At 60.5% G+C, this 25,009-nt stretch carries 23 protein-coding genes; 11 read left to right on the top strand and 12 right to left on the bottom strand.

From position 1 onward, the window contains the following. Positions 1 to 14 precede the first annotated feature (14 nt). The 4 genes from JTP94_RS19525 to JTP94_RS19510 are packed head-to-tail and all read right to left on the bottom strand — an operon-like array spanning position 15 to position 4,146. Positions 15 to 566 (bottom strand): GNAT family N-acetyltransferase, encoded by a 552-nt coding sequence (locus tag JTP94_RS19525; RefSeq protein WP_204852100.1) that lies wholly within the window; start codon positions 564 to 566, stop codon positions 15 to 17. After that, positions 563 to 1,762, bottom strand: coding sequence for a M20 aminoacylase family protein (locus tag JTP94_RS19520; RefSeq protein WP_204852343.1), 1,200 nt, complete (start codon positions 1,760 to 1,762; stop codon positions 563 to 565). Before JTP94_RS19520 ends, JTP94_RS19525 begins: the two co-directional genes overlap by 4 nt. Before the next feature lie 16 nt (positions 1,763 to 1,778). Then, positions 1,779 to 3,128, bottom strand: coding sequence for an LLM class flavin-dependent oxidoreductase (locus JTP94_RS19515; protein WP_204852099.1), 1,350 nt, complete (start codon positions 3,126 to 3,128; stop codon positions 1,779 to 1,781). Between the two features lie 25 nt (positions 3,129 to 3,153). Further along, entirely contained in the window at positions 3,154 to 4,146 is a 993-nt protein-coding gene (locus JTP94_RS19510; RefSeq protein WP_204852342.1) for an MsnO8 family LLM class oxidoreductase, read from the bottom strand. Positions 4,147 to 4,532: 386 nt separating this feature from the next. Between JTP94_RS19510 and tauA the strand changes: the two genes are divergently transcribed. The 7 genes from tauA to JTP94_RS19475 all read left to right on the top strand — a co-directional run bounded on the left by tauA (position 4,533) and on the right by JTP94_RS19475 (position 11,757). Continuing rightward, positions 4,533 to 5,546 carry a taurine ABC transporter substrate-binding protein gene (gene tauA, locus JTP94_RS19505; RefSeq protein WP_204852098.1) on the top strand — a complete coding sequence of 338 codons (1,014 nt, stop codon included), beginning with the start codon at positions 4,533 to 4,535 and terminating at the stop codon, positions 5,544 to 5,546. A 55-nt stretch (positions 5,547 to 5,601) separates the two neighbouring features. Then, positions 5,602 to 6,390: a taurine ABC transporter ATP-binding protein gene (locus JTP94_RS19500; RefSeq protein WP_204852097.1), complete on the top strand. Its 789-nt coding sequence runs from the start codon at positions 5,602 to 5,604 to the stop codon at positions 6,388 to 6,390. Beyond that, the gene (locus JTP94_RS19495; protein WP_204852096.1) at positions 6,387 to 7,241 is read left to right on the top strand and encodes an ABC transporter permease subunit; all 855 of its coding nucleotides are present in this window, start codon (positions 6,387 to 6,389) and stop codon (positions 7,239 to 7,241) included. The genes JTP94_RS19500 and JTP94_RS19495 overlap by 4 nt, the downstream gene beginning before the upstream one ends. A 90-nt stretch (positions 7,242 to 7,331) precedes the next feature. After that, positions 7,332 to 8,402 (top strand): LLM class flavin-dependent oxidoreductase, encoded by a 1,071-nt coding sequence (locus JTP94_RS19490; protein WP_204852095.1) that lies wholly within the window; start codon positions 7,332 to 7,334, stop codon positions 8,400 to 8,402. 271 nt (positions 8,403 to 8,673) lie between these two features. Next, positions 8,674 to 9,126, top strand: coding sequence for a manganese-binding transcriptional regulator MntR (gene mntR, locus JTP94_RS19485; protein ID WP_204852094.1), 453 nt, complete (start codon positions 8,674 to 8,676; stop codon positions 9,124 to 9,126). 230 nt (positions 9,127 to 9,356) lie between these two features. Continuing rightward, positions 9,357 to 10,823: a sensor domain-containing diguanylate cyclase gene (locus tag JTP94_RS19480; RefSeq protein WP_204852093.1), complete on the top strand. Its 1,467-nt coding sequence runs from the start codon at positions 9,357 to 9,359 to the stop codon at positions 10,821 to 10,823. Between the two features lie 124 nt (positions 10,824 to 10,947). Further along, entirely contained in the window at positions 10,948 to 11,757 is an 810-nt protein-coding gene (locus tag JTP94_RS19475; RefSeq protein ID WP_204852092.1) for a mechanosensitive ion channel family protein, read from the top strand. A gap of 230 nt (positions 11,758 to 11,987) precedes the next feature. Here JTP94_RS19475 and JTP94_RS19470 read toward each other — a convergent pair whose 3' ends face one another. The 3 genes from JTP94_RS19470 to JTP94_RS19460 all read right to left on the bottom strand — a co-directional run bounded on the left by JTP94_RS19470 (position 11,988) and on the right by JTP94_RS19460 (position 15,131). Next, the gene (locus JTP94_RS19470) at positions 11,988 to 12,644 is read right to left on the bottom strand and encodes a hypothetical protein (RefSeq protein ID WP_204852091.1); all 657 of its coding nucleotides are present in this window, start codon (positions 12,642 to 12,644) and stop codon (positions 11,988 to 11,990) included. A gap of 345 nt (positions 12,645 to 12,989) precedes the next feature. Continuing rightward, on the bottom strand, positions 12,990 to 14,081 hold the full coding sequence (locus JTP94_RS19465) for an LLM class flavin-dependent oxidoreductase (RefSeq protein WP_204852090.1): 1,092 nt from the start codon (positions 14,079 to 14,081) through the stop codon (positions 12,990 to 12,992). A 126-nt stretch (positions 14,082 to 14,207) separates the two neighbouring features. Then, positions 14,208 to 15,131: a LysR family transcriptional regulator gene (locus tag JTP94_RS19460; RefSeq protein ID WP_204852089.1), complete on the bottom strand. Its 924-nt coding sequence runs from the start codon at positions 15,129 to 15,131 to the stop codon at positions 14,208 to 14,210. A 104-nt stretch (positions 15,132 to 15,235) separates the two neighbouring features. On the opposite strand from JTP94_RS19460, the gene JTP94_RS19455 reads away from it, so the two are divergent. The 3 genes from JTP94_RS19455 (at position 15,236) to JTP94_RS19445 (ending at position 19,468) form a co-directional block, all read left to right on the top strand. Further along, on the top strand, positions 15,236 to 16,633 hold the full coding sequence (locus JTP94_RS19455; protein WP_204852088.1) for a VOC family protein: 1,398 nt from the start codon (positions 15,236 to 15,238) through the stop codon (positions 16,631 to 16,633). 61 nt (positions 16,634 to 16,694) lie between these two features. Then, a complete protein-coding gene (locus JTP94_RS19450) occupies positions 16,695 to 18,227 on the top strand; it encodes an aldehyde dehydrogenase family protein (RefSeq protein ID WP_204852087.1) in 1,533 nt (510 codons plus the stop codon). Between the two features lie 5 nt (positions 18,228 to 18,232). Further along, the gene (locus JTP94_RS19445; RefSeq protein ID WP_204852086.1) at positions 18,233 to 19,468 is read left to right on the top strand and encodes a pyridoxal phosphate-dependent aminotransferase; all 1,236 of its coding nucleotides are present in this window, start codon (positions 18,233 to 18,235) and stop codon (positions 19,466 to 19,468) included. 66 nt (positions 19,469 to 19,534) lie between these two features. Here JTP94_RS19445 and JTP94_RS19440 read toward each other — a convergent pair whose 3' ends face one another. Further along, positions 19,535 to 20,638 (bottom strand): saccharopine dehydrogenase family protein, encoded by a 1,104-nt coding sequence (locus JTP94_RS19440; RefSeq protein ID WP_204852085.1) that lies wholly within the window; start codon positions 20,636 to 20,638, stop codon positions 19,535 to 19,537. 138 nt (positions 20,639 to 20,776) lie between these two features. Between JTP94_RS19440 and JTP94_RS19435 the strand changes: the two genes are divergently transcribed. Continuing rightward, positions 20,777 to 21,208, top strand: a complete 432-nt coding sequence (locus JTP94_RS19435) for an Lrp/AsnC family transcriptional regulator (RefSeq protein WP_204852084.1) — start codon at positions 20,777 to 20,779, stop codon at positions 21,206 to 21,208. 22 nt (positions 21,209 to 21,230) lie between these two features. Here JTP94_RS19435 and JTP94_RS19430 read toward each other — a convergent pair whose 3' ends face one another. From JTP94_RS19430 to JTP94_RS19415, 4 genes are read right to left on the bottom strand one after another with little or no spacing between them, the layout of a single operon-like run. Then, complete coding sequence (locus JTP94_RS19430) at positions 21,231 to 22,055, bottom strand: ABC transporter ATP-binding protein (protein ID WP_204852083.1); 825 nt, start codon at positions 22,053 to 22,055, stop codon at positions 21,231 to 21,233. 2 nt (positions 22,056 to 22,057) lie between these two features. After that, positions 22,058 to 23,041, bottom strand: a complete 984-nt coding sequence (locus tag JTP94_RS19425; RefSeq protein WP_204852082.1) for an ABC transporter ATP-binding protein — start codon at positions 23,039 to 23,041, stop codon at positions 22,058 to 22,060. A 2-nt stretch (positions 23,042 to 23,043) separates the two neighbouring features. Beyond that, complete coding sequence (locus tag JTP94_RS19420) at positions 23,044 to 23,901, bottom strand: ABC transporter permease (protein ID WP_204852081.1); 858 nt, start codon at positions 23,899 to 23,901, stop codon at positions 23,044 to 23,046. Positions 23,902 to 23,904: 3 nt separating this feature from the next. Then, positions 23,905 to 24,909, bottom strand: a complete 1,005-nt coding sequence (locus JTP94_RS19415) for an ABC transporter permease (RefSeq protein ID WP_204852080.1) — start codon at positions 24,907 to 24,909, stop codon at positions 23,905 to 23,907. Between the last annotated feature and the right edge of the window lie 100 nt (positions 24,910 to 25,009).

The raw sequence follows: 25,009 nt of genomic DNA, 5'->3' as shown, positions 1-25,009 counted from the left end.
GGTCTTTGCCGTTTTCAGTGGTTCGCGCCGGCTATGCGTCGGCGCGGCTCATCGAGTGCGCCGAGCGCCAGGTGGCTGATATCCTTCTCGAAGGGCAGGCTCTTGTGGATCTCAGGGTCGACAGACGTGTCGAAGAGAGCGGTGTAGCCGTTGGTGAGATAGAGGCCGACGGCTTCGGGCTGGCGAAAGCCGGTCGTGAGATAGATGCGCGAATAGCCCTGCCGCGCCGCCTGGGCTTCCAGCTCGAAGAGTACTGTCCGCGCAAGTCCCTGACGCCTCAGGTCATGCCGCGTCCATACGCGTTTGAACTCGGCGGTGTTCTCGTCGTAGTGCTTGAACGCTCCGCCGCCGATCGTCTCGCCGTCGCGCAGCAGAAGCAGGAAGTTGCCATGCGGCGGCGCAAAGGCTTCCGGCGGATAGCGGTTCAGTTCGGCAGCCGCACCCTCTGCATTGAAATAGGTGCCGTAGCGGCTGTCATATTCGAAGATGAGTTCATCGATCAGCGGCTTGGCGCGCGGATCTAGCGGGGTCGTATAAAGAAACGTGTCGCTCATGTCGTTCGTCACCTGTTGTCATCCGCGAGGAAGGTTTCGGCGAGCCGCACCCAGTAGCGGGCGGCAGGCGCAATGATGGCGTCGTTGAAATTGTATTGGGCGCTGTGCAGCGGGGCGCTGTCGCCATTGCCGACGAAGAGGTAGCTGCCGGGCTTGGCTTGCAGCAGGAACGCAAAGTCCTCGCTTGCCGTGCGCGGCCGGAAATCTGCCTCGACCGCAGCGGGACCAAGCGCCTGCACGGCAACGCTGCGAGCAAAGGCGGTCTCGTCGACGTGGTTGACCAAAGCCGGAAAGCCCAGACGATAGTTGACCTCGGCCACGGCTCCGAAGCTTTCCGCCTGGGCACGGGCGAGCGCTGGAATGCGCTCCTGAAGCTTCACGCGCACCTGCTCGCTGAATGCGCGCATGGTGAGCTTCATCTCGACGCTTTCCGGAATGACGTTCGATGCGGAACCGGCATGAATGGAACCCACAGTCGCGACAGCCATGTCCTGCGGATCGATGTTGCGCGAGACCACGCTTTGCAGAGCCGTGATGAAGGAAGCCGACGCCAGCACGGGGTCGACGGACCGATGCGGCTCGGCGCCATGGCCGCCCTTACCGACAATCTTGATGACCGCCTGATCGACGGAGGCCATGGCAGGACCGGCAACGAAGCCGAACTGCCCCTCGGGAACACCCGGCCAATTGTGCAAGCCGAAGACGGCATCGACCGGAAAGCGATCGAAAAGCCCTTCCGACAGCATCTTGCGGGCGCCAGCACCGATCTCTTCGGCCGGCTGAAAAATCAGCCGAAGCGTGCCGCTGAAATGGCTGCTTTCCGCGAGATAACGAGCGGCAGCAAGCAGGATCGAGGTATGTCCGTCATGGCCGCAGGCGTGCATGACGCCGGGATTGCTGCTGGCATAGTCAAGCCCGGTCGCTTCGTCGATCGGCAGGGCATCCATGTCGGCACGGATGCCGAGACTGCGCTGCCCATCGCCCCGTTTCAGGGTCGCGACGACACCGGTACCGGCTATGCCTGTCGCAACTTCGTAGCCCCAATCACCAAGAAGGGACGCAACCTTTTTGGCGGTTCGATGCTCCTGAAAGGCCAGTTCGGGGTATTGATGCAGATCGTGCCGCAGTGCGATGATCTCGTCGAGATAGACGGCAATCCCCTTCTCGACTGGGTCATTGAGCGAAGCAGTATTGACGATGGCGTTCATGGCGATCAGTCCGGGCTCAGGCGCCAACGGCCTTTGCAGGTTCGATATGATCGGATTGCGCCACATGACGGCTTTCGCGGAACGGCAGGCCGAGATGATCGCGCAGCGTCTCGCCCTTCAGCTCCGGATCGAAATAGCCGCGGCTCGTCAGGATCGGCAGGACATATTTGGAGAAGTCGTCGAAGCCCTCGGCAATGACCGGAAAACCCAGGATGAAGCCATCTGCGGCCTCCCCGTCCACCCAGCGGATGATCTCATCGGCAATATGCTCGGCAGTCCCAATGAAGGCGGTGCGCGGCGTTGCCGCATCGAGCGCCACTTCGCGCAGCGTAAGCCCCTTCTCTTGCGCCGTCTTCTTGATGCGATCGGTCGTGGCGCGAAAGTTGTTGCGGCCGATATCGCCGAGATCCGGAAACGGCTCATCCAGCGGATAGACGCTGAAATCATGATGATCGAAGAAACGGCCGAGATAGGTGAGCGCCTCGTCGACAGTGACGAGATTGCGGATTGCCTGATACTTGGCCTCCGCCTCATCCTGCGTCGCGCCGACGATCGGGCCAATGCCGGGAAAGATGCCGACATCCGCCGCGCTGCGGCCATGTGCAATCGCACTCTGCTTGACCTGCTTGTAGAAGACCTTGGCATCGTCGAGAGGCCCGCCATTGGTAAAGACGGCATCGGCATGTTTGCCGGCGAGCCGGATGCCGGAATCGGAGGCACCTGCCTGGAAGACCACAGGCTGCCCTTGCTTGGATCGGCCGATGTTAAGCGGCCCTTCGATACGGAAGAAGCGCCCCTTGTGGTTCAGACGATGCAGCTTGGCCTTGTCGGCATAAACGCCGGTTTCGCGGTCGCGCGGGAAGGCATCGTCATCCCAGGAGTCCCACAGGCCCTTGGTGGCATCGAGATACTCGTCGGCGATCTCATAGCGCAGCTCGTGCTCGGGGTGCTCGCGGCTGTAGTTACGGCCGGAGCCTTCGAGCGGCGAGGTCACGGCATTCCAGCCGGCACGACCGCCGCTGATGAGATCGAGCGAGGCGAACTGACGGGCAATGGTGAAGGGATCGCTGTAGGAGGTCGAGACCGTCCCGACCAGGCCGAGCTTCGTCGTAAAGGCGGCAAGCGCTGAAAGGATGGTCAGCGGCTCGAAGCGGTTGAGGAAATGCGGGATCGACTGCTCGTTGATGTAAAGACCGTCTGCGACGAAGGCGAAGGCGATGCCAGCCTCTTCCGCCTTGCGGGCCGTCTTGACGAAGAAATTGAGATTGGTGCTGGCATCGGCCGGGACGCTCGGATGCTTCCAGGCGTTCATGTGGCCGCCTGGGCCCTGCAGCATGATGCCGAAAGTGACGTGTTTCTGAGCCATGATTGATCCTCCTGGGACAGGCTGTTCAGGCAACGAGGGAAAGCCGCTCTTTGGCGAGCAGTTCAATTGAGGTGAGCCGTTCAGCCGCCGTCAGCGCCGGCGTATCGAGCACGAATTCCTCGACCCCGTAGCGGCGGTGCAGCGCGTCGAGTTCTTCGCGGATCTGTGCGGCCGTGCCATGCAGCACGCTCGGCACCTTCTCTTCGGTGCGATAGTCCGTGACGCCAGCCTGACGAGCGAATTCCGCCGCCTGTTCCTGACTGCCGACGTTGACGCTTTGGCCATTGGGCAGGAAGAGCTTGACGATGCGGAGCTGGCCGACGCGGTCGCGGGCATGCGCCTCGCTTTCGGCGGCAAAGGCGGCGAGCGCCAGGATCGGAACCTTGCCACCCGTCGCGCGCCCATAAGCATCGAAGGTCTTGCGCAGATTTTCCGGATCGCCGTTCAGATGGCCGGCGAAAACCAGCTTCCAGCCCTTTTCTGCCGCAAGCTCGGCGCTCTCGACGCTGGCGCCGAGCAGGAATCGCTCCGCTGCGCGAGGCGGAAACGGTGTCGCCAAGGCGCCGTCGGAATGAGGGTCGGCGGCGAGATAGCCATTCAGGTCGGAAAGCTGCTCGGCAAAGCTCGGCTTCCTTTCCGGATCGATGGCAACCTGCAATGCGCGGGTCGACAAAGGGAAGCCGCCGGGCGCCTTGCCGACGCCGAGGTCGACGCGGCCCGGCGCGAGCGAAGCCAGAAGATTGAAGGCCTCGGCGACCTTGTAGGCGCTGTAGTGCTGCAGCATGACGCCGCCGGAGCCGACACGGATCTTCGAGGTTCTGGCGATGAGATAGGCGATCAGCACTTCGGGTGCCGAACTGGCAAGGGTCGCCATGTTGTGATGCTCGGCGACCCAGAAGCGATGATAGCCGAGTTCTTCGGCTCTGACGGCCAATCGCGTCGTGGCGCCGAGCGCATCGGTGGCGCTGAGCCCCTGCTCGATCGGGCTCTTGTCGAGAAGGCTGAGGAGATAGGACATGCCGTTTCGTTCATCCATGTTTGCGCCCAATGACGACCATCGGCGCTATAATCTATAAAAAACATAGATTTTACGGAATTTAAGAAACAGCTTTCTTTTTCTTCATACAGATGCGGAAAAAATAAGCAGCCGATTAAAGGAGCGGCAAGCGGATTTGCGAAGCTCGGTTGGTGCAACATCCATGGAAGCAAGGCTCCCACCGACCTCCTGCTTTTGCTTCCGGAAAGATGCCAACGCTGCAGCGCCGGTCATTTCAGACAAACAATTCCCCTTATAGTCTATAAAAATAGTTTGTTATTTCTATCGATGTTCCACCCTTCTTCGCTAGGCTCGGATTATTGAACTCAGGGAGCGCCGGAAAATATGGTCCGGCCAAAGGGATAAACATGAACCTCAAGAATCTGATCGCTGCGGCCGTCGTCGGTCTCGCCAGCATTTCGACTGCAGCGGCTGCAGCCGCCGCCGACAAAAAAGTCGTCGTCGGCTATCAAACCGACGCGTTGCCGTCCTCAGTCGCCATTGCCAACGGCGACTTCGCCAAGGAGACCGGATACGAGATCGATTTCCGGAGATTCAACTCTGGAGCGGAAATCTTTGCGGCCATCGCGTCGGGTGACGTCCAGATCGGCTACGTGGGCTCCAGCCCGTTTGCGGCGGCTGCATCCCGAGGTCTCGAGGTCAAGGCCTTCTACCTGTCGTCGATCTCAGGTGTCGACGAAGCGCTTGTGGTGCGCAACGGCTCGGGCATCAACACGCTCGCCGACCTCAAGGGCAAGAAGCTCGCGGCGGCACCGGTTTCCACCGACCACTATCAGTTGCTCGCCCTTATCAAGTCCCTCGGTCTGACGGAAAAAGACGTGCAAGTGTTCGCCATCCCGCAGCCGGAAATCGTCGCAAGCTATAATCGCGGCGATATCGACGGCGGCTTCGTCTGGGATCCGGCGCTGACCGAGCTGAAGAAGAGTGGCAAAGTGCTCGTTACCTCCAAGGATGTTGCAGACAAGGGCGCTCCGACGTTTTCCGCCTGGGTGGCAACGTCGAAATTTGCCGCAAGCGATCCGCAATTCCTGAAAGCCTTCGCATCCGTGATCAACAAGTACTACGCCTCCTTCGCGGCCGACAAAGCGGCCTGGGGACCGGATAGCGACAACACCAAGGCTCTTGCCAAGCTTCTCGGCGGTACTGCCGATCAGCAGGCTTCGGCCCTGAAGAATCTCACCCTGTTGACACCCGATGTCCAGGCATCGGCAGCCTGGCTCGGTGGCGGCGACCAGTCCGGTGCCGCAAAGATCCTGAAGGACACCGCGACCTTCCTGAAGGGCCAGGGCAAAGTCTCCGAAGTCCTGCCGAGCTACAGCGCGTTCGTGACCGCCGACGCGCTTGTCAGCGCCAGCAACTGATCCTCCCTGACGCCGGCGCGCCTGTCGCGCCGGCGTCGAACTTTCGAGAGAGCACATGCTTCAAGTCGATCATGCCAGCGTATTTTTTGCAGCGCGCGACGGGAGAACCGTTCACGCGCTCGATCGCGTTTCCTTCAATATTCCGGAGCGCGGTATCGTCGTTGCGCTGGGTGCATCTGGATGCGGCAAGTCCACCTTGCTCAATGCGATCGCGGGCTTCCTGCCGCTTTCGGAGGGAACGATCACGCTCGACGGCAGATCCGTTTCCCGCCCCGGAGCCGATCGCGGCGTCGTCTTCCAGAAGGATTCGCTGCTCCCCTGGAAATCCGTGGTCGATAACGTGGCTCTTGGTCTGCAGTTTGCGGGGTTAGGACGACGAGAGCGTCGAGAGCGCGCCTTCGAGTTGCTGCGGCTCGTTGGATTGACCGACTTCGCCAATGCCTTTCCTTACGAGCTTTCGGGCGGCATGCGTCAGCGCGTCGGCATTGCCCGCGCACTCGCCCCCGATCCCGACATATTGCTGATGGACGAGCCCTTCGGCGCGCTCGACAGCCTGACGCGCGAGCAGATGCAGGAGCTGCTGGTCTCGGTTTGGGCCAGAACCGACAAGCGGATCTTCTTCATAACCCATTCGATCGAGGAGGCCTTGTTCCTCGGTACGGAGCTGCTGGTCATGTCTCCGCGACCGGGCCGCGTCGTTGCCCGCTTCGAGCTCGATTTCGTGCATCGCTTTGCCGCCAGCGGCGACACGAAGTCGATCATAGCCTCTCCCGAATTTACCAATCTGCGGGAAGAAATTCGCGCTATCCTCCACAATGCGGATGATTTCAGGAGCGCGGCATGAGCGACATTATCGAGGCGCGACCGATCACGGCTTCTCAGCGCGAGGCAGAACCGAAGCTTGTCCGCATGCCGAGCTTCGGTGTCGCCGACAAGCCGACCATTGCCATCAGCATCGGTGCCGCCATCGCCTGTTTTGGTCTGTGGTGGCTTGTCTCCAGGCTCGGTCTGGTTTCCCATCTCTTCCTGCCGCGGCCCGACGAGGTATGGACGCAGATCGGCGTCGTCTATCGCGACGGCTATGCCGGCGCGTCGCTATCCGAGCATATTTTCGCAAGCCTGTTTCGCATCGTCGTCGCAGCGGCAATCGCCATTGCGGTCGGCATTCCCGTCGGTCTGCTGATGGGCCTCAATCGTTGGGCCAAGGGAATTCTCGACACGCCGATCGAGTTCTATTGGCCGTTGCCGCCTTTGTCCTACCTGCCACTGATGATTATCTGGCTCGGCATAGGCGAGACCTCGAAAATCACGCTTCTCGTTCTGGCCATGTTCGCACCGATCTGCCTTTCTGCTCAGGCCGGCGTCCGGTCGCTGCCGCTCGAGCGCGTCAACGCAGCCCGTTCGCTCGGCGCGAGCCGGCTGCAGCTCTTCATCTCCATTGTCCTGCCCTCGGCCTTGCCGGAAATCCTGACGGGTGTCAGGATCGCATTCGGCATCGGCTGGGGAACGCTTGTCGCTGCCGAGCTAATCGCCTCAACGCGCGGTATCGGTTTCATGATCATGTCGGCATCGCAGTTCCTCGCCACCGACGTCGTCTTCGTCGGCATCGGCATTATCGCGATCTGCGCTTTTGCCTTTACGGCTGGCATCCGCATTCTGGAGGCCGTTCTCGTTCCGTGGAAAGGCAAACTCTAGCCGCGTGCTCCCGCTGCGATCAAAGGACTGATCACGAACGCCCGCACCGGAGATCTCCCCTCCAATCCATACAGACCTACAGGCCCAGACATGAGCAGCAATAGCGAGTTTCTTTGGTATATTCCCAATGACGTCAAACCCGGCCATCGCGGCGATTCAGCAGTCGAAAACCACAACAGCCTGCAAACGCTAACTGCCCACGCCAAGGCGCTGGAAGACCACGGCTGGAAAGGTGCGCTGATCGGCACCGGCTGGGGCCGGCCCGATACATTTACCGTCGCGGCGGCGCTTGCAGCCACCACAACCACGTTTGAACCTCTCATCGCAATCCGACCGGGCTATTGGCGGCCAGCGCACTTTGCCTCCGCCGCTGCCACGCTGGATCACCTGAGCGGTGGCCGCGTCCGCGTCAACATCGTGTCGGGCAAGGACAATCTTTCGGCCTATGGTGACAGCGAGGGCGACCAGGCACACCGCTATGCCCGCACCAAGGAATTCATGCGGCTCGTTCGCAGGCTCTGGACCGAAGAGAACGTCACCTATGAGGGCGAACATTTCGGTGTAACCGAATCCACAGTGGCGCCGCGCATCCAGAGTCGCGGCGATCGGCGGCATCCCAAGCTCTATTTCGGTGGCGCCTCGGAAGCAGCCGAGCGAGTTTCCGCCACCGAGGCCGACGTCCAGCTCTTCTGGGGCGAGCCGCTTGACGATGTTCGCGAGCGGATCGAGCGGCTGAAGATATTAAGCAGGCAGCTGGACCGCGACCTCGCTCCGTTGGAATTCGGATTGCGGATCACCACGCTGGTGCGCGACACCACCGAACAGGCCTGGGCCGACGCCGAGGCGAAAGTCGCCGAAATGGCGAAGATCAAGGGCGCCGGCTGGAACGATCATCGGCAATCGATCGCCGTCGGCCAGCGGCGGCTGCTCGATCTGCATGCGCGCGGCGATGTCCTCGACGACAATCTCTATACGGCGCCGGGCAAGTTCGGCGGCGGTGGTGCCGGCACCACCTGGCTGGTCGGCTCGGCCGCCGACGTCGCCCGTTCGCTGCTTAAGTATCGGGACCTTGGCATCACGCATTTCGTCCTCTCCGACACGCCTTATTTGTCGGAAATCGCGCGTCAGGGCGATCAACTCCTACCGCTGCTGCGCGACTGAGGCGATTGGCGCGACGAGACGACATCAACCTTTGGATAGCGCGTTCTGACGGCTGAACTGTGGTCCGACGGACATGGCTTTGACCATTTTGGAGAGTGAATTGCTCAGGGAGGTTGTTCAGCGCGGAACATCTCCCCCGAGCAATGCTCCGATTCCTGTGCCGGATAATCGTTGATTACATGCCAGTTGGGGTTTCATGACGGTTGCGATTTATTTATAGTCGAGGCTAAACATTATCACGTAGCTCTTAATCTTCTGGAGGTGAGCCACCTTGACGAAACTGCCCGCGACCCCGGAGAGCCGACTTGCATCGACAGAAATCGAGTCGCATGCCGAGGCCTTCCAGAAAAGCCGTGAAGACCGACGTACGGAATTGATGGAGGATTACGTCGAACTCATCGCCGATCTGATCGAGCACGCGGGCGAAGCGCGCCAAACCGATATCGCGCAGCGTCTGGGGGTCACGCAGCCGACCGTCGCCAAGATGCTCAAGCGTCTGGCCGAGGAAAATCTGATCACCCAACGCCCTTATCGCGGCGTCTTCCTGACAGAAGAGGGACAACGTCTCGCAGCGGCCACCCGTCGCCGCCATGAGGTCGTCGAGGCCGTGCTATGCCGTCTCGGCGTCGATCCCGATACCGCAAGAAACGATGCTGAAGGCATCGAACATCACGTCAGTGAGAAGACGCTCGAGGCATTCGAACGCTTCCTGAAGACCCAATAGGCCGTAGCGCGGCCGCCGATCGTCTGAGTTTGGCAAGCCATGGGGTTGAATTCTCTTCCCTGCCCGTTCCGGCAGGGATGGATATGAAAATGGCTTGCCCGCGATCTGCAGGCTTGACCAATCGCCCAGTGTCAACGCAAGCTTTACAAATGGTCGCTAAGCAGAACTTAGCGAATTGCCGGTCTTTGTGATTAACATACTGATTTTATTGCCGGCGCAGGGAATTACAAATGAACGCCCAGGATTTCAGCGCCACCGTATTCGATCTCGCTCCCGTCGCCATGTGGTTGGAAGACTTCAGCGCCGTCAAGGAACAGTTCGAGCTCTGGCGCGTGGAGGGCGTGACTGACCTGCGCGCCCATCTGCTCGCTGATATCAGGCGCGTCGAGGCCTGCGCGCAAAAGATACGGGTCCTTGCGGTCAACGCCAAGACGCTGGAATTGTTCGAGGCGCAATCCTTCGAGGCACTGGTCGGCGGGCTTTCGAACGTCTTCCGGGACGAAATGCTCGAAAGCCATGTGAACGAACTGCTCGCACTTTGGGAAGGCAGGACCGAATTCTCCGGCACAGCCATCAACTACACGCTGTCGGGCCGCAGGCTCGACATCCAGCTTCGCGGCATCGTTCTGCCGGGCCACGAAACGTCCTGGAGCAGGTTGCTGCTGACGACGGAAGACGTGACGGCACGCGAGGAAGCAAGGCGACAGGAAGAACGGCAGCGCCGTTACGCGGAAGGGATGTTCGAACATTCGCCGGTATCCCTGTGGGTCGAGGATTTCAGCCGCATCAAGGTCCTGCTCGACGAAATCCGCGGCCGCGGCATCGTCGATTTCCAGGTATTTCTCGACGTTCACCCGGAATTCGTCCGGCAATGCATGAGCGAGATCAGCGTGCTTGATGTCAATCAGGCGACGCTCGATCTTTTCTGCGCACCGGATCGCCAAACCCTGCACCAGCGGATCGGTGAAGTGTTTCGCGACGACATGGAAAAACACTTTCGCGGTCAATTGGTGGAATTGTGGAACGGGCGCCTGTTCCATCAGCGTGAAGTCCTGAATTATGCCCTTGATGGCTCGGAACGCCACGTTCTCCTGCAGTTTTCCGTCTTTCCGGGCTATGAACGCGACTGGTCGCTGGTTCAGGTAGCCCTGACCGACATCACCGCCCGCAAGAAGGCGGAAGCTTATCTCGAATATCTTGGCAAGCACGATGTTCTGACCAAGCTCTACAACCGTGCCTTCTACACGGAGGAGCTTAACAGGCTCGAACGCAAATCGCTTCGGCCGGTGTCGGCCGTCATCATCGACCTCAACGGCCTGAAGGAGGCCAACGACGAGAGCGGGCACGATGCCGGCGACTCCCTGCTGCGTCGCATGGGAGAAGTGCTGAGCAGCGTCGTCTCTCAGCCGAACCATGCCGCCCGGATCGGCGGCGACGAATTTGCCGTTCTCATGCCCGGCGCGGACGACGTCGCGGCTGCCTCGATGGTCGAGACGATCAATGAGCTGTTGAAAATCAACAATCAGTTCTATTCCAGCGCGCCGTTGACAGTTGCCGTTGGCGTCGCAACGAGCCGGAGTGGAGAGACCATGGAAGCGATGGTCAAGCGCGCGGATCTCGGCATGTATGAGGATAAGAAGACCCATTACGCCGCCGCAGCCGTTCGCAGCGCTCATCACGCAAAGCATGGCGTCTAGCGTAACGGCGTCGATTTCCCCTCCGCAGTGCTGGCCGAGGGCGCCCCACCCTGGAGGCGTCTATCGCTCAGGAACAAAAGCCGCCACGTCTCATTTGGCTTTTTGGAAAAGATGGAGCTCTCACATGGAAGATCAAACGGCCAACGTTGTCGTCGCCGCTCGGACTGCCCTTAACCAGGCCTCGGCACTTGCCGTTCAGTATGGCTTTTCGATCCTGGGCGCGATCGTTCTCCTGATTGGCGGCTGGATTCTTGCCGGAGCCATCAGCCGCTCGGCCTATCGCGTCATCTCGCGTGTCCGTGGCATCGATGAAACGCTGGCGAGCTTCTTCCAGAACCTCCTGCATTACAGCCTGCTTATACTGGTGTTCGTCACCGTCCTTGGTCAGTTCGGCGTTCAAACCGCTTCCATCATCGCCACCCTCGGTGCCGCTGGTCTGGCGATCGGCCTGGCGCTTCAGGGCACGCTTCAAAACATTGCCGCGGGCATCATGCTGTTGGTACTGCGCCCATTTCGGGTCGGCGAGTATATCGAAACCACCAGCGTCAAGGGTTTCATCAGGGACATCGGGCTCTTTGCAACAGAAATGAAGACGGCGGACGGTCTCTATCTCATGGCGCCGAATTCAACGCTTTGGAACACGCCCATCATCAATCATAGCCGTGAGCCCAACCGCCGCCAGGAATTGTCGCTCGCTTTTGGCAATGACGTCGACACGGATCTTGCTCGCAAAACCATCCTCGACGTTCTGAAAACGGATAAACGCATCCAGGCCAAGCCTGCGCCGGAGGTCTATTTCGACGATCTCACAGCCGATCAAATCGTGATGAAAATCGAATACTGGACCGTTACCGCTGTCTGGACACAAACGCGCCATGACATCATAGCGCATCTCAAGTCACGGCTTGCGGCGGCGGATATCCCGATCAAATAGTAAAAGCCCGGCACACAGGCGGTCTGCCAATCAAATCCGCGGTTCTTTCGGGTCGTTTGCGGCCAAGCCTGCCGCCGGCAGGGAGTTGAACCAGCGGCAGGCTTCATGGGGCAATGCGCCCTGAGCAGGATCAAGCGATCTTGCGGTCCGTAAACTGCGGCACGAGATATTTGTTCCCCGCCGCACTCAAAGTCCGCAGATGTCGCCAATTCCGCGGCGCACGTCCTTGCCTACCACTTGATGCGATAGTCGAGACGCACATCACCGGTTGGCGTCACCGTCAGCGGATTCGTGAAGGAAGCGGAGAAATTGAGGTTCGATGCCAGCGGCTGCTGGAACACAACCGTGCTCGAGAAGACGCTGTCGCCATCCATCAGATTGCCGCTCGCCGAGATGGACGTCCCCGTCCAGGGAACGGCAATCGCCACCGCCTGCGTCGCGGTGATCGCCGTCGGCCCACTCCTTGCTCCCACATAGTTCACGTTCAGAGACCTCGATGAGCGCATGTCAAGATTGTCCGACAGGATCCAACTTCGCGAGCGCCCGAGATAAAGCATGCCGCTGCCGTTGAGCGCGTCTACCCGCAAGGCTACCTCCCGCTGCCAGACGGTCGCGAAGCGGCTGCGATCATCGACAGCCCTTCCCCAGAGCGTTGCAAGCTCACTGCTCGGCAAGATCGCTCCGCCCGCCGTGCCTCCCAGGCCAAGATCGACACCCGCGCTCATTTCCCACGCCATCGGCAGTCGAAAGCCCAGCGTCGTCTTATAGGTCTGAGGTGCAACTTTCACCGGCGACCAGATCATCAGATCACTGGCATTGGCGGCCTGCGACAGCGACATCACGCTTGCAAGAACGCCAAGAAGGGCGCGCTGTGCAACAAAACTCATTCATAAACCCATTTATCTCTGCCCTGGCGCAACGACGCTCAGGTCGCGTTAAGACAACAGCCGAACGCGCAGCAGATGCCGCATTCTGGCCTCGGATTGATTTTCTCGGTTAAGCGCCCGAAATCAAAGCGCATCGGAGCCCATAGCTTAGGCATCCGGTCGAAGGAATCATCGCCACCGCAAATCAGCAGCACCTTCCCTCAAACGATCCCATCCACCACCGCGCTTGTAAACCCCGTGGGTCCAAGTTTTTTGCTGCGGTGCACATTTGCCGCACATCATGACAATGCCTGGGATCGCCGATGCTCTCCAGGGAGACTGCGATCGAAAGCTGGCTCCGCGGCTTTACTCCACCCGAAGCCCGGCTTTCTTCAGAAGCGGAAGCACCCGATCGCAAAAATAGGGGAGCTCCTGGGTGTAGTTGACGAACGACAAGGCGATGCCCGCATAGCCTTGCTCGGCAATCGCGATCATCTCGTCCGCGATCCGTTCCGGCGTACCGATGAGAGGATAGCTGCCCGCTCCGCCCGCAAAACGCTGTCGGTAGCGCTCATAGGCCTCGCGATCATGGGATTGTGAAAACTCCTTCTTGCCGGCCATATGCTGGTCGACGGCGGCATGATCGGCCATGGTGACGGCATAGCGGGTGTAATAGTCCTCCGCCTCAGCCTGTGTCTCCCGGCAGACGACGTGGCACACCGTGTAGACGCCGACTTGCCTGCCGTTCTTCTCCGCACGCTCGCCGATATCGGCCACATGCTTTCCGGCATCGGCGATCTCGGTAAAGGTGGTGAAGAGATAGTCGCAATGGCCAGCCGCGAAATCGCGGCCGGGACCGCCGAATGCGGCATTCATCGTCACCGGGCGCGGAGTCTGCAGGCTCGCCGGCCGGCTGACGGCCTCCTTCAAGCTATAATAGGTTCCCGCATAATCGAGCGGCTCGTCTGACGCGTAGAGCTTTTCGACGATCTCAAGCCATTCCGCCGCCTGATCGTAGCCCTTCTCGACCAGCGGCACGCCGAACATGCCGAACTCCTTCGGGTTCCAGCCGCAGACGATATTGAGCCCTGCCCGCCCCTGGCTGATGTGATCGACTGTCGCAAGCGACTTTGCCGCATAAAGCGGGTGGACGAGCGGCACATGCACCGTCATGAACAAGCCGATGCGATCGGTCGCGGCCGAAAGTGCTGCGGCCCAGGTAAAGGTTTCGAACGACCATTCGCGCACCCGGTTCTTGCCGCCGAAGCCACGCCAGCGGGCGATCGGCAGGAAGAACTCAAGGCCCGCCCGGTCGGCGATCTGCGCGGCGGTCAGATTATCCTGCCAGCCAGCCGTCCAGCGCTCCGGTACGTCGGTAATCGCCAGGCCGCCATCGGCGTTTGCCGAAAACACGCCAAGCTTCAGCCGGTTCGGTCCCTTCAGCGGATGCATCTTCATGGTGTTCTCTCCTCCGGCGTCATCTTGCAGCGTCCCGGCAGCCGACGACGATGCGACAAGCAAAGGTGTGACGCCCGCCGAAAAGAATTTCAAGCCTAAAATTTATTGCATGGCCGCCACGCAAGACTATGTCGCGTTGGCCGCGACTCGTGATGGAGGCGTCACCTGGCTCAGCAGCCAATCCTGAAAAAGCATCGCGATCTCGTGGGTCTGCTTCTTCTCCGGCATGACGACATAATAGCTGTTTTCGGTCGGCATCGGCAGATCGAACAGAGGCAAGAGCGCGCCCGTCTTCAACTCCTCTTCGATCAGATAGGTGGGCAGGAGCGCGACGCCGAGCCCGGAAATGGCTGCGGCGATGATCATGGAAAACTGATCGAAGCGTGCGCCGGGATAGGCGTTTTCCGTCGGCAATCTCTGCAAATCGAACCACTGCGCCCAGAGCTTGGGGCGCGTCGTCAAATGCAGCAGCGGCGCATATGACAGATCCTCCGGACCGCCGAGCTTCAATCGTCCGGCAAGCTGCCGGCCAGCGACAGGCAGAACGGTCTCGTTGCAGAGGAAAGTCGCGACAGCGCCTGCCCAGGCGGGCAGACCGTAGTGAATAGCGAGATCGAAATTATCCTCATCGAAACTGAAGGGCTTGGAGCGCGACTCCACCGTGATGGCGACATCGCGATGCTCCTCGAGAAAATGGCCGAGGCGCGGCACCAGCCACCGCGTGCCGAAGGTCGGCAGGGTCGCCACCTTCAGCGACAGCTTCATCTGGCCTGCGGCGACGGCGCCGATCATCAGTCGCTCCGAGCGCAGCAGCAGGTCCTTGACCTCCGGCAATAGCCGAAGCCCGGCTTCCGAAAGCACGACACGCTGCCTCACGCGTTCGAAGAGCTTCAACCCGGTCTGCTGCTCCAACTCGCTGATCTGTCGGCTGACGGCACTTTGGGTCAGGTTCAGTTCTTCGGCGGCACGCGAGAAGTTCTGATGGCGCGCCGCACATTCGAACGCCTGCAGATTAACGATGTCGGGGATGAGGCGTCGGCGCATGATCATTCCATTTCAGCATCAAGTTAGAATTTTCTCTCACAAGACCAGCCGCCGGACAAGAGATATCCTGCGAGATAGGAATGATATAGCCTTTCAGGAAGAGTTCGCCCATGAAGTCTGATCACGTCTCGGCCAGTGATATTCGCAGCGCCTTTTCGGCCGCCCTGTCCGCCATGTATCGCGAGGAAGTTCCCGCCTATGGCACGCTCATGGAGCTGGTGGCCCGCGTCAACGACGAAACGCTGACGGCGCAGCCGGCATTGAAGGAACGTCTGAAGGCGACCGACTATCTCAACCGCATTTCCGAGGAACGGCATGGCGCGATCCGGCTCGGGACGGCGGCGGAACTCGCAATCATGGCGCGCGTATTCGCTGTCATGGGCATGCATCCCGTCGGCTATTACGACCTTTCGACCGCCGGAGTGCCGGTACATTCAACGGCATTCCGGCCGATCGGCGACGCTGAACTGAAGCGCAACCCCTTCCGAGTCTTCACTTCGCTGCTGCGGCTCGACCTCATCGCCGACGAAGACCTGCGCGAGGAAGCAGCCCAGATCCTCTTAAAGCGCCGGATATTCACCGAGCGCGCCATCGCACTCACCGAGAAGGCCGAACGCGACGGTGGCCTGAATATGGACGATGCCAGCCATTTCGTGGACGAAGTGCTGGAGACCTTCCGCTGGCACGACGAGGCCAATGTCGATGCCGCCATGTACGAGCGCCTTCATGACGCACATCGCCTGATCGCTGACGTCGTGTCGTTCAAGGGGCCGCACATCAACCATCTGACGCCGCGCACGCTGGATATCGATCGAGTGCAGGCGCTGATGCCCAATTACGGCATCGCGCCCAAGGCTATCGTCGAAGGCCCGCCGACACGCGCCTGCCCGATCCTGCTGCGCCAGACCTCGTTCAAGGCGCTCGAAGAGCCCGTCTCCTTCCGCAATGCCGACGGCGTCTGGGAAACCGGCTCGCACACGGCCCGCTTCGGCGAGATCGAGCAGCGAGGCATTGCGCTCACGCCCAAGGGCCGTGCGCTCTATGACCGTCTGCTCGAACAGTCGCGCAAGATCGTGCGGCCTGCGGCCGACGGATCGAATGCAAGGGATTATGAGGCCGCGCTCGCGCGGGGCTTTGCCGAATTCCCCGACGATTGGTCGTCCATCCGCGCCGAGGGCCTCGGCTATTTCGCCTACTCTCTGACAGCAAAGGGCGAGGCAGCGGGGGCGATAGGCCACGCCGACCTTGAGACATTGATCGCCGAAGGCCTCATCCAATTCGACCCGATCGTCTACGAAGACTTCCTGCCCGTGAGTGCCGCCGGCATATTCCAATCCAACCTCGGCGACACTGCCCAGCAGGATTTCGTCGCCAGCCCGAACCAGAAGCGGTTCGAAGCCGACCTTGGAATGAAGGTCCTGAACGAATTCGACCATTATGCCGGCATCGAGCAGGCATCGATCGACGCGTGCCTCCGGGCACTATTCCAACAAGACGCAGCCGAGTGACACTACGCGGCCTCCTAAGGTCGCGCCGCAGGCCCGGATCAGAGACAAGTGGAGTTATGAGATGAACATCGCAGCAAAGAACCTTTCCGTCGCAGCCGAAGCTGCCGCCATCCTCGAAAAGCTCGGCGTCGACAAGGCGCTCTATACGCAGGGCGACATGCCCTCGTATTCGCCGGTCACCGGCGAGAAGATCGGTGATTTGAAGACCGCTTCTGCAGAAGAAGCAGCCCAGCGGATCGAAAAGGCCCACGCCGCATTCCGGAGCTGGCGTCTCGTACCGGCACCCAAGCGCGGCGAACTGCTCCGCCTGCTCGGCGAGGAGCTGCGCGCCGCCAAGGACGACCTTGGCCGTCTTGTCTCAATCGAGGCCGGCAAGATCCGCTCCGAGGGTCTCGGCGAAGTGCAGGAAATGATCGACATCTGCGACTTCGCGGTTGGCCTCTCCCGCCAGCTTTACGGTCTGACGATCGCCACCGAGCGCCCGGGCCATCGCATGATGGAAACCTGGCATCCGCTCGGTGTCGTCGGCATCATCTCGGCCTTCAATTTCCCGGTCGCGGTCTGGTCCTGGAACGCGGCCCTGGCACTCATCTGCGGCGACGCCATCATCTGGAAGCCCTCGGAAAAGACGCCGCTGACGGCGCTGGCCTCGCAGGCAATCCTCGACCGTGCGCTTACCCGCTTCGGCGATGCACCGGAAGGCCTGTCCCAGCTTCTGATCGGCGACCGCGCGGTCGGTGAGGTGTTGGTCGATCACCCGAAGGTGCCGTTGGTCTCGGCGACGGGCTCGACCCGTATGGGCCGTGATGTCGGGCCGCGGCTCGCCAAGCGCTTCGCCCGCGCCATTCTCGAACTCGGCGGCAACAATGCCGGTATCGTCTGCCCTTCGGCCGATCTCGACATGGCGCTGCGCGCCATCGCCTTCGGCGCTATGGGCACTGCCGGTCAGCGCTGCACGACGCTGCGCCGACTTTTCGTGCACACGAGCGTCTACGACCAGCTCGTGCCGCGGCTGAAGAAAGCCTATCAGAGCATTTCAGTTGGCGATCCCCTACACTCCGCGGCTCTCGTCGGCCCGCTGATCGACAAGGCCGCGTTCGATGGCATGCAGAAGGCGATTTCGGCAGCGAAGTCGCATGGCGGCACGGTGACCGGCGGCGAGCGTATCGATGTCGGCCATGCCGATGGCTATTATGCCAAGCCGGCGTTGGTCGAGATGCCCAAGCAGGCCGGGCCGGTCTTCGAAGAAACCTTCGCGCCCATTCTCTATGTCATGCCCTATGACGATTTCGATGCTGTTATAGACGAACACAATGCAGTCTCGGCCGGTCTTTCCTCGTCGATCTTTACCCGCGACATGCAAGAATCCGAGCGTTTCCTTGCGGCTGACGGCTCCGATTGCGGCATCGCCAACGTCAATATCGGCACGTCGGGCGCCGAAATCGGCGGCGCGTTCGGCGGCGAGAAGGAGACCGGCGGCGGCCGCGAATCGGGATCCGATGCCTGGAGGGCCTACATGCGTCGGGCGACGAACACCGTGAACTATTCCAAAGCCCTGCCGCTGGCGCAGGGCGTTTCCTTCGACATCGAGTAAGCCTCATGACGATCGCCACCACCACCGAGGAAGCGGGTTTTCGGCCCGCTTCGCGCATCGCCTCCATCGGCGTTTCGACAATCCTGCAGATCGGCGCGCGCGCCAATGCGATGAAGCGCGACGGCCTGCCTGTCATCATCCTTGGCGCTGGCGAACCGGATTTCGATACGCCTGACAATATCAAGGAGGCCGCGAAAGCCGCCATCGATAGCGGCGAAACGAAATATACCGCTCTCGACGGCACGCCGGAACTGAAGAAGGCGATCGCGGGCAAATTCCTGCGCGAGAACGGCATCGACTACGCCCTCGATGAAATCACGGTGGCGACGGGCGCGAAGCAGATCCTGTTCAATGCCTTCATGGCATCAATCGATCCGGGCGACGAGGTGATCATTCCCACGCCTTACTGGACCTCATATTCCGATATCGTCGAGATCTGCGGCGGCGTGCCGGTGCTGATCCCGTGCGATGCCGAGGCAGGCTTCCGCCTCAAGGCGGATCAGCTCGAGAAGGCAATTACCCAGAAGACCCGCTGGCTCCTGCTCAACTCGCCGTCAAATCCATCGGGTGCGGCCTACACGGAAGCCGATTACCGTCCGCTCATCGAGGTCCTGCTGCGCCATCCGCATGTGTGGCTGATGGTCGACGATATGTACGAGCATATCATCTATGACGGTTTTCGCTTCACGACGCCGGTAGCAATCGAGCCTAACCTTAAGAGCCGAACGCTCACCGTGAACGGCGTTTCCAAGGCCTATGCCATGACCGGCTGGCGCATCGGCTATGCCGGCGGCCCCAAAGCCCCGATCAAGGCCATGGCCGTTATCCAGAGCCAGGCGACGTCTTGCCCCTCCTCCGTCAGCCAGGCGGCGGCCGTTGCCGCGTTGAATGGCCCGCAGGATTTTCTTACGGATCGCACCGCAAGCTTCCAACGCAGGCGCGATCTGGTAGTCAACCGGCTCAATGGCATCGAAGGCCTGGATTGCCGGCTGCCGGAAGGCGCCTTCTACACATTCTCGAGCTGCGCCGGCTTGCTGGGCAAGACGACACCGTCGGGAAAGACCATCGCAACGGATGCGGATTTCTGCGCCTATCTGCTCAACGAGGCCCATGTCGCCGTCGTGCCCGGCTCGGCATTCGGCTTGTCGCCCTATTTCCGAATTTCCTATGCGACCTCCGAGGCCGATCTTGTCGAGGCTCTCGATCGCATCGAACGGGCCTGCAAGGCGTTGCGACCATAGCTTCGTCGCCAAAACGAATGTGGCGCCCGTCAGGACGCCACTTGTTTAGTAAGCAATGACTTCGGCTTAGACAGCTTCTCTCACCCTGAGCTTCTCAAGGCCGTAGACCTGACCGAAGCGATTGGCCAGGAAGTCGCCGAGATCGATTTCCTCCTGGCGGACGAAGCCCTGGGTGGGAAGCCTGCCATGCGAAAGCAGATCGAGCACGGTCGTAATGCCGGCAGCGGTGGTGATCTGGATAGCGCTCATCCTTTTGCCGGCAACGACGCCCGCATAGACCTTGTTGGCGTAGGTTTCCTGCATGTACCGACCATCGCGCCAGCCGCAGACGGTGACGAAGACGACGACCACATCCTGCATGGTGGCAGGCAGCGCGTTTTCGAACAGATCCTTCAGCACATCGCGGCGATTCCTGAGGTTCAGATCGTTCAAGAGCGCCTTGATGATGGCCTGATGGCCGGGGTAGCGGATCGTGCGGTAGTTCATCGTGCGCACGCGACCAGCGAGCGTCTTGGCGAGCGTTCCGAGGCCACCGGAGGTGTTGAAAGCCTCATAGGTGATGCCGTCGAGGGAGAATTCCTCTCTCTCTTCCATGGCCGGCACCGTCACGAGCTTGCCTTCGACGATTGCTTCGCACGGCTCGATATACTCGTTGATCAGGCCGTCCGTGCTCCAGGTCAAATTGTAGTTCAGGGCATTGGAAGGATACTGCGGCAGCGCGCCGACCCGCATGCGCACGCTGTCGAGACTATCGAAACGCTTGGCGAGATCGTTGGCGACGATCGAGATGAAGCCTGGAGCCAGACCGCATTGCGGGATGAAGGCGGTGCGTGCGCCCTGGGCCAGCTCCTCTACCTTCTTCGTCGTGGCGACATCCTCGGTAAGATCGAGGTAGTGGACGTCCGCTTCGAGCGCCGCTTCGGCGACAACGCCGGTCAAATGGAAGGGTGCGGCCGACAGCACGGCGAACTTCCCGGCCAGAACAGCCACCAGCCCAGCATGATCGGCAATATCGACTGCCGCAGTCGAAATCGCAGGGTGACGATCGACCTTGGAAAGTTGTTCCGGGCTGCGGTCGACGACGACAACCTTGTAATCGCCCGTATCGGCCAGCATCAAAGCAATCGCTCCGCCGATCTTGCCTGCACCGATGACCACTATGTCTTTCATATAAATCCCCTGCATTTCATTGATAAGATTTTTATAAGTGTAGGCGAGGACTGGACGATTCATAGCGACAAAAAACGCGTTTCGTTGTATAAATCTGGTCAATATGACGCTTTGATTTTGCAGAATGCAGGAATCGCGATGCAGGTAACGGAAAAGGACAGGGAGTTGTTGGCATTGCTCGGCCAGAATGCCCGTATGCCCGTGGCGACACTCGCTAAAATGCTCTCGTTGTCGCGAACGACGGTTCAGGCCCGGCTCGAGCGGCTTGAGAGGGAAGGCGTGATCGCGGGCTATGGCGTTCGACTGTCGGAAGCCTATCTTTCAGGTCTCATCCGCGCCCACATTCTGATCACCATTGCGCCGAAATCGCTCTCGGCAGTAACGGCTTCGCTGGATGCGATCCATGAGGTGACAACGCTTCACTCCGTCAGCGGTACCTTCGATCTGATCGCCATCGTCGCGGCTCCGTCGATTTCCGAGCTCGACCATCTGATCGATGAGATAGGCAAGATCGACGGCGTCGAGCGGACGCTATCGTCCATCATCCTTTCGACGCGGATCGCGCGCTGAAAGCAAACCCGTGCCTGTGGGATCACACTAGCGAAGCTGGCTCCATATCCGGGCTGGCGGATAGGACCGCCTCCTTCAAGGCCCGCGAATAGGGATGCTGCGGGTTGTCGAGAACGGCGCGCGCGCCGCCTTCTTCAACGATCTCGCCCTTCTTCATGATGATGATGCGGTCGCTGATGTAATAGGCCGTCGCAAGATCATGGGTGATGTAGATGATCGACAGGCCAAGTTCCTTCTTCAGCTGGCTGAAGAGATTGACGATCGCCATTCTAAGGGAGGCGTCGACCATGGAGACGGGCTCGTCTGCGACCAGCAGCCTGGGTTGCGGGATGAGCGCACGCGCAATGGCGGTTCGCTGCAGCTGACCGCCCGACAATTCATGCGGAAACCGCCCCTTCACTTCGGCAAGCGTCAAGCCGATATGGGCGAGCGCCGCATCCGCCATGCGCTCGACTTCGGCGCGGCTCGGCCGCTTGCCATCCGGCGCGAAATTTCGCGCTGTTTCAAAAAGATAGCGATCGACCCTCTTAAGTGGATTGAACGCCTCGAACGGGTTTTGAAGTACTGGTTGAACTTCGCGCATGAAGGCGCGTCGCTCAACTCTTCCATGAACGGCAACCGGCCGCCCGCGAAAATTCAGACTGCCCTCGGTCGGGGCCGTCTGGCCAAGGATCATCGCCGCGATGGTTGATTTGCCCGAACCGGATTCGCCGACGATGGAAAGGATTTCCGGCTCTTCGCCGAGCGTCAGGCTGACATCGCGAACAGCCGTGATGTGACGACGGCTGAGCATACCGCCCTGACGGTAAACCTTGGTGACATGCGAGAGTGAAAGCAGGTCGCTCAACTTTATCCTCCCGTCACGGCGAAACAGGCAACGCGCCGATCCGGCTCGACCATCACCATTGGCGGCACTTCGCGGCTGCAGATATCCATGCGCTTGGGACACCTCGGATGAAAACGGCACCCTTCCGGCGGCATGGCGAGATTGGGCGGCCTGCCCTCAAGCGAGGGACGGGTGGAGAGATCGCCGATCCGCGGCAAGCTCGCCACCAGATGCTGCGTATAGGGGTGCAGCGGCAGATGAAAGAGCTTGCGCGTCGGCGCCTCCTCGACCAGCCGGCCGGCATAGACGATGCCGATGCGGTCGGAGACGGCGGCATGCACGCCCATGTCATGGGTGACGAATAGGAAGGAGGACCCCATCTCGCGCTGGATCTCGCGGATCATCTGCAGGACATCGCGCTGCACGATGACATCGAGCGCGGTCGTCGGCTCGTCGGCGATGATGAATTCCGGCGTCAGGATGGTGGCGAGCGCAATCGTCATGCGCTGGCGCATGCCGCCGGACAATTCATGCGGATAGGCATTGAGGAGATCGGCATCGAGTTTCAGGCGCTGCAGATGAGCGGCGACCCGATCGAAGAAGGCGGCGCGATCGACCTTCATGTGGCGAAAGGCAAAATCCGTGAACGAGTGGCGGATGCGCCTGACAGGATTGAGCACGTTCATCGAGCCCTGCATGATGTAGGATAGATGCCGCCACCTAAGCGCCGCCCGCTGCTCGGGCGCCATAGCGTAGATATCCTGCGTGGCACCGTTGAAGTGAAACTTGACCGAGCCCGAAACCACCCGAAGCGGCGGCCGGATGGCGCCGGCAATGGTCTTGATCAATGTCGTCTTGCCGCTGCTCGATTCGCCGGCGACACCATAGATCTCACCGCGACCGATCCTCAGGCTGACATCATCGACCGCGCGCACTTCGCGATCGATGCCATAGAGGAAGGCCCTATAATAGGCCTTGAGGTTGGTGACCTCGACCACAGCCTCCATCCCTAGCCCCCCATCCGGTTCAAGCGACTGCGCGGATCATTGTATTCGTTCATCGACATCGACAGCAGGAAGAGCGCCAGGAACAGGACGATGATGGCGGCGACCGGTGCGGCAACCCACCACCACGTTCCGGCGATCAGCGCCGAATGCGCATTGGCCCAATAGATCATCATGCCCATGGTCGGCGTCTCGATGTCCGTGAAGCCGAGCACCGAGAGCGTGATCTCCATGCCGATCGACCAGATCATGTTGTTCATGGTCGTGGCGAAGACGATCGGCAGCACGTAGGGCAGATGCTCCTCAAGAAGGATCTTGCGCATGCTCATGCCGGAATAGACACTCTGCGTGGTAAAGGGGCGCGTCTTCAGGCTGATCGCCACCGAGCGGATCAGGCGGGCATCATAGGACCAGCCGAGCGAGGCCATGACGACGATGAGCACCGTCCAGGTCATTCCGTCCTTCAGCACGAAATAGAACAGGATCAGCACCGGGAACTGCGGAATGACCATGATGCTGTCATTGATCGCCATCAGCACCCGATCGACGAAGCCGCCGGCATAGCCCGCCACCAGTCCCACCACCAGCGAGATGATGCGCGACAGGACGGCGACGCCGATGCCGAAATAAAGGGTATTTCTGAGAGCGGTCGTGAGCTGCCAGAAGACGTCCTGACCGCGCGAGGTCGTTCCCAGCCAGTATTGACCATCGGGCGGCATGTCGGGCGGCAGCAGATAGATGTCGGAAGGACCGTAGGGCGAGAAGTAGGACAGGATCACGAGCCCGACGATCACAGCGAGCAGCATGAGACCGAAGAGGAACTCCGTGTTCTGGCGGGCAAGGTCGCGAACGATCGTGAGCATGGCCTATTCCACCTTGATGCGCGGGTCGATCAGCGGACCCAATATGTCTATGATGAAGACTGCCGCGGCGACACCGACGATCGACAGCGCGCTCAGCCCCAATACGAGGCTGTAGTCGCCGGCATGCACGGCCGAGATCAACAGATTGCCGATGCCGGGATAGCCGAAGACGATTTCGGTGATCACGGTGCCGTTGAAGATGGCGCCGAGCGACATGGCAAGGCCGGTGAACTGCGGTACCATGGCATTGCGGGCGATATAAGAGCGCAGGATCTTGCGCTTCGGCACGCCGCCGAGCTCGGCGAAAACGACATAGTCCTCGGTGATGATATTGGAGACGAGCGCGCGCATCCCGATCAGCCAACCGCCCGTCCCCACAAGGATCAGCGACAGCGCCGGCAGGATGGAGTGGCGCAGAATATCGAGCACCAGCGCAAAGGACAGCCGCAGATCGGTGTTCATCTCATAGCCGCCGTTGATCGGCAGGATCGGCCAGATATAGCCGAAGAGGATGATGAGCACGAAGGCCAGGATGTAATAGGGTATCGGCTGCATGGCGATGAAGACGAGGCTGACGGCCTTGAGCGCCATGCTCTTGCGATAATAACCCGCGAGCGCGCCGATCATGTTGCCGAGGATAAATGTGAACAGCGTCGCGACGGTCATCAGGCCGATGGTCCAGGGCAGCGCCCTCATGATGATGGCGGAGACCGGCGTTGGAAATGCCGATAGCGACGGCCCGAGATCGCCCGTTGCAAGGCGGCCCCAGAAGTGAAGATATTGCTGCCAGACGGAGCCCTCGAGCCCGTAGAGTTCACGAAGGGACTGACGCATCAGTTCGACGGCACGTGGATCGGATTGCCCCATCTGCTGTATCGCGCCGATGCTTTCCTCGACGGGATCGATCGGCGTCATATGGGTGATGAAGAAGGTCGCGGAGATGCCAAGGAAGACAACGAGCAGGAACTGACCGAATCGCTTCAATACGAAAACTGGATAGGACGTCATGACGCCGTCTTCCTTGCTGCTTGCGCTTCATCATCAATTCAAAAGATTCGCCGGACGTGCCTAATGTCCGGCGAAAGGTGCCCGATGCGGCAATTGCCGC

The organism is Martinezella lusitana (assembly GCF_016901135.1).
Taxonomy (GTDB): domain Bacteria; phylum Pseudomonadota; class Alphaproteobacteria; order Rhizobiales; family Rhizobiaceae; genus Rhizobium; species Rhizobium lusitanum_D.
This window is presented reverse-complemented; position numbering and strand designations above follow the sequence as displayed.

Bases quoted from the DNA above. Each gene is read 5' to 3' on its own strand.
- JTP94_RS19490 (WP_204852095.1), top strand. From the start codon at position 7,332: ATGAGCAGCAATAGCGAGTTTCTTTGGTATATTCCCAATGACGTCAAA.
- JTP94_RS19510 (WP_204852342.1), bottom strand. From the start codon at position 4,146: ATGTCCTATCTCCTCAGCCTTCTCGACAAGAGCCCGATCGAGCAGGGG.
- JTP94_RS19460 (WP_204852089.1), bottom strand. From the start codon at position 15,131: ATGATCATGCGCCGACGCCTCATCCCCGACATCGTTAATCTGCAGGCG.
- JTP94_RS19455 (WP_204852088.1), top strand. From the start codon at position 15,236: ATGAAGTCTGATCACGTCTCGGCCAGTGATATTCGCAGCGCCTTTTCG.
- tauA (WP_204852098.1), top strand. From the start codon at position 4,533: ATGAACCTCAAGAATCTGATCGCTGCGGCCGTCGTCGGTCTCGCCAGC.
- JTP94_RS19465 (WP_204852090.1), bottom strand. From the start codon at position 14,081: ATGAAGATGCATCCGCTGAAGGGACCGAACCGGCTGAAGCTTGGCGTG.
- JTP94_RS19420 (WP_204852081.1), bottom strand. From the start codon at position 23,901: ATGCTCACGATCGTTCGCGACCTTGCCCGCCAGAACACGGAGTTCCTC.
- JTP94_RS19425 (WP_204852082.1), bottom strand. From the start codon at position 23,041: ATGGAGGCTGTGGTCGAGGTCACCAACCTCAAGGCCTATTATAGGGCC.
- JTP94_RS19495 (WP_204852096.1), top strand. From the start codon at position 6,387: ATGAGCGACATTATCGAGGCGCGACCGATCACGGCTTCTCAGCGCGAG.
- JTP94_RS19435 (WP_204852084.1), top strand. From the start codon at position 20,777: ATGCAGGTAACGGAAAAGGACAGGGAGTTGTTGGCATTGCTCGGCCAG.
- JTP94_RS19475 (WP_204852092.1), top strand. From the start codon at position 10,948: ATGGAAGATCAAACGGCCAACGTTGTCGTCGCCGCTCGGACTGCCCTT.
- JTP94_RS19450 (WP_204852087.1), top strand. From the start codon at position 16,695: ATGAACATCGCAGCAAAGAACCTTTCCGTCGCAGCCGAAGCTGCCGCC.
- JTP94_RS19440 (WP_204852085.1), bottom strand. From the start codon at position 20,638: ATGAAAGACATAGTGGTCATCGGTGCAGGCAAGATCGGCGGAGCGATT.
- JTP94_RS19500 (WP_204852097.1), top strand. From the start codon at position 5,602: ATGCTTCAAGTCGATCATGCCAGCGTATTTTTTGCAGCGCGCGACGGG.
- JTP94_RS19470 (WP_204852091.1), bottom strand. From the start codon at position 12,644: ATGAGTTTTGTTGCACAGCGCGCCCTTCTTGGCGTTCTTGCAAGCGTG.
- JTP94_RS19515 (WP_204852099.1), bottom strand. From the start codon at position 3,128: ATGGCTCAGAAACACGTCACTTTCGGCATCATGCTGCAGGGCCCAGGC.
- JTP94_RS19520 (WP_204852343.1), bottom strand. From the start codon at position 1,762: ATGAACGCCATCGTCAATACTGCTTCGCTCAATGACCCAGTCGAGAAG.
- JTP94_RS19480 (WP_204852093.1), top strand. From the start codon at position 9,357: ATGAACGCCCAGGATTTCAGCGCCACCGTATTCGATCTCGCTCCCGTC.
- JTP94_RS19415 (WP_204852080.1), bottom strand. From the start codon at position 24,909: ATGACGTCCTATCCAGTTTTCGTATTGAAGCGATTCGGTCAGTTCCTG.
- JTP94_RS19445 (WP_204852086.1), top strand. From the start codon at position 18,233: ATGACGATCGCCACCACCACCGAGGAAGCGGGTTTTCGGCCCGCTTCG.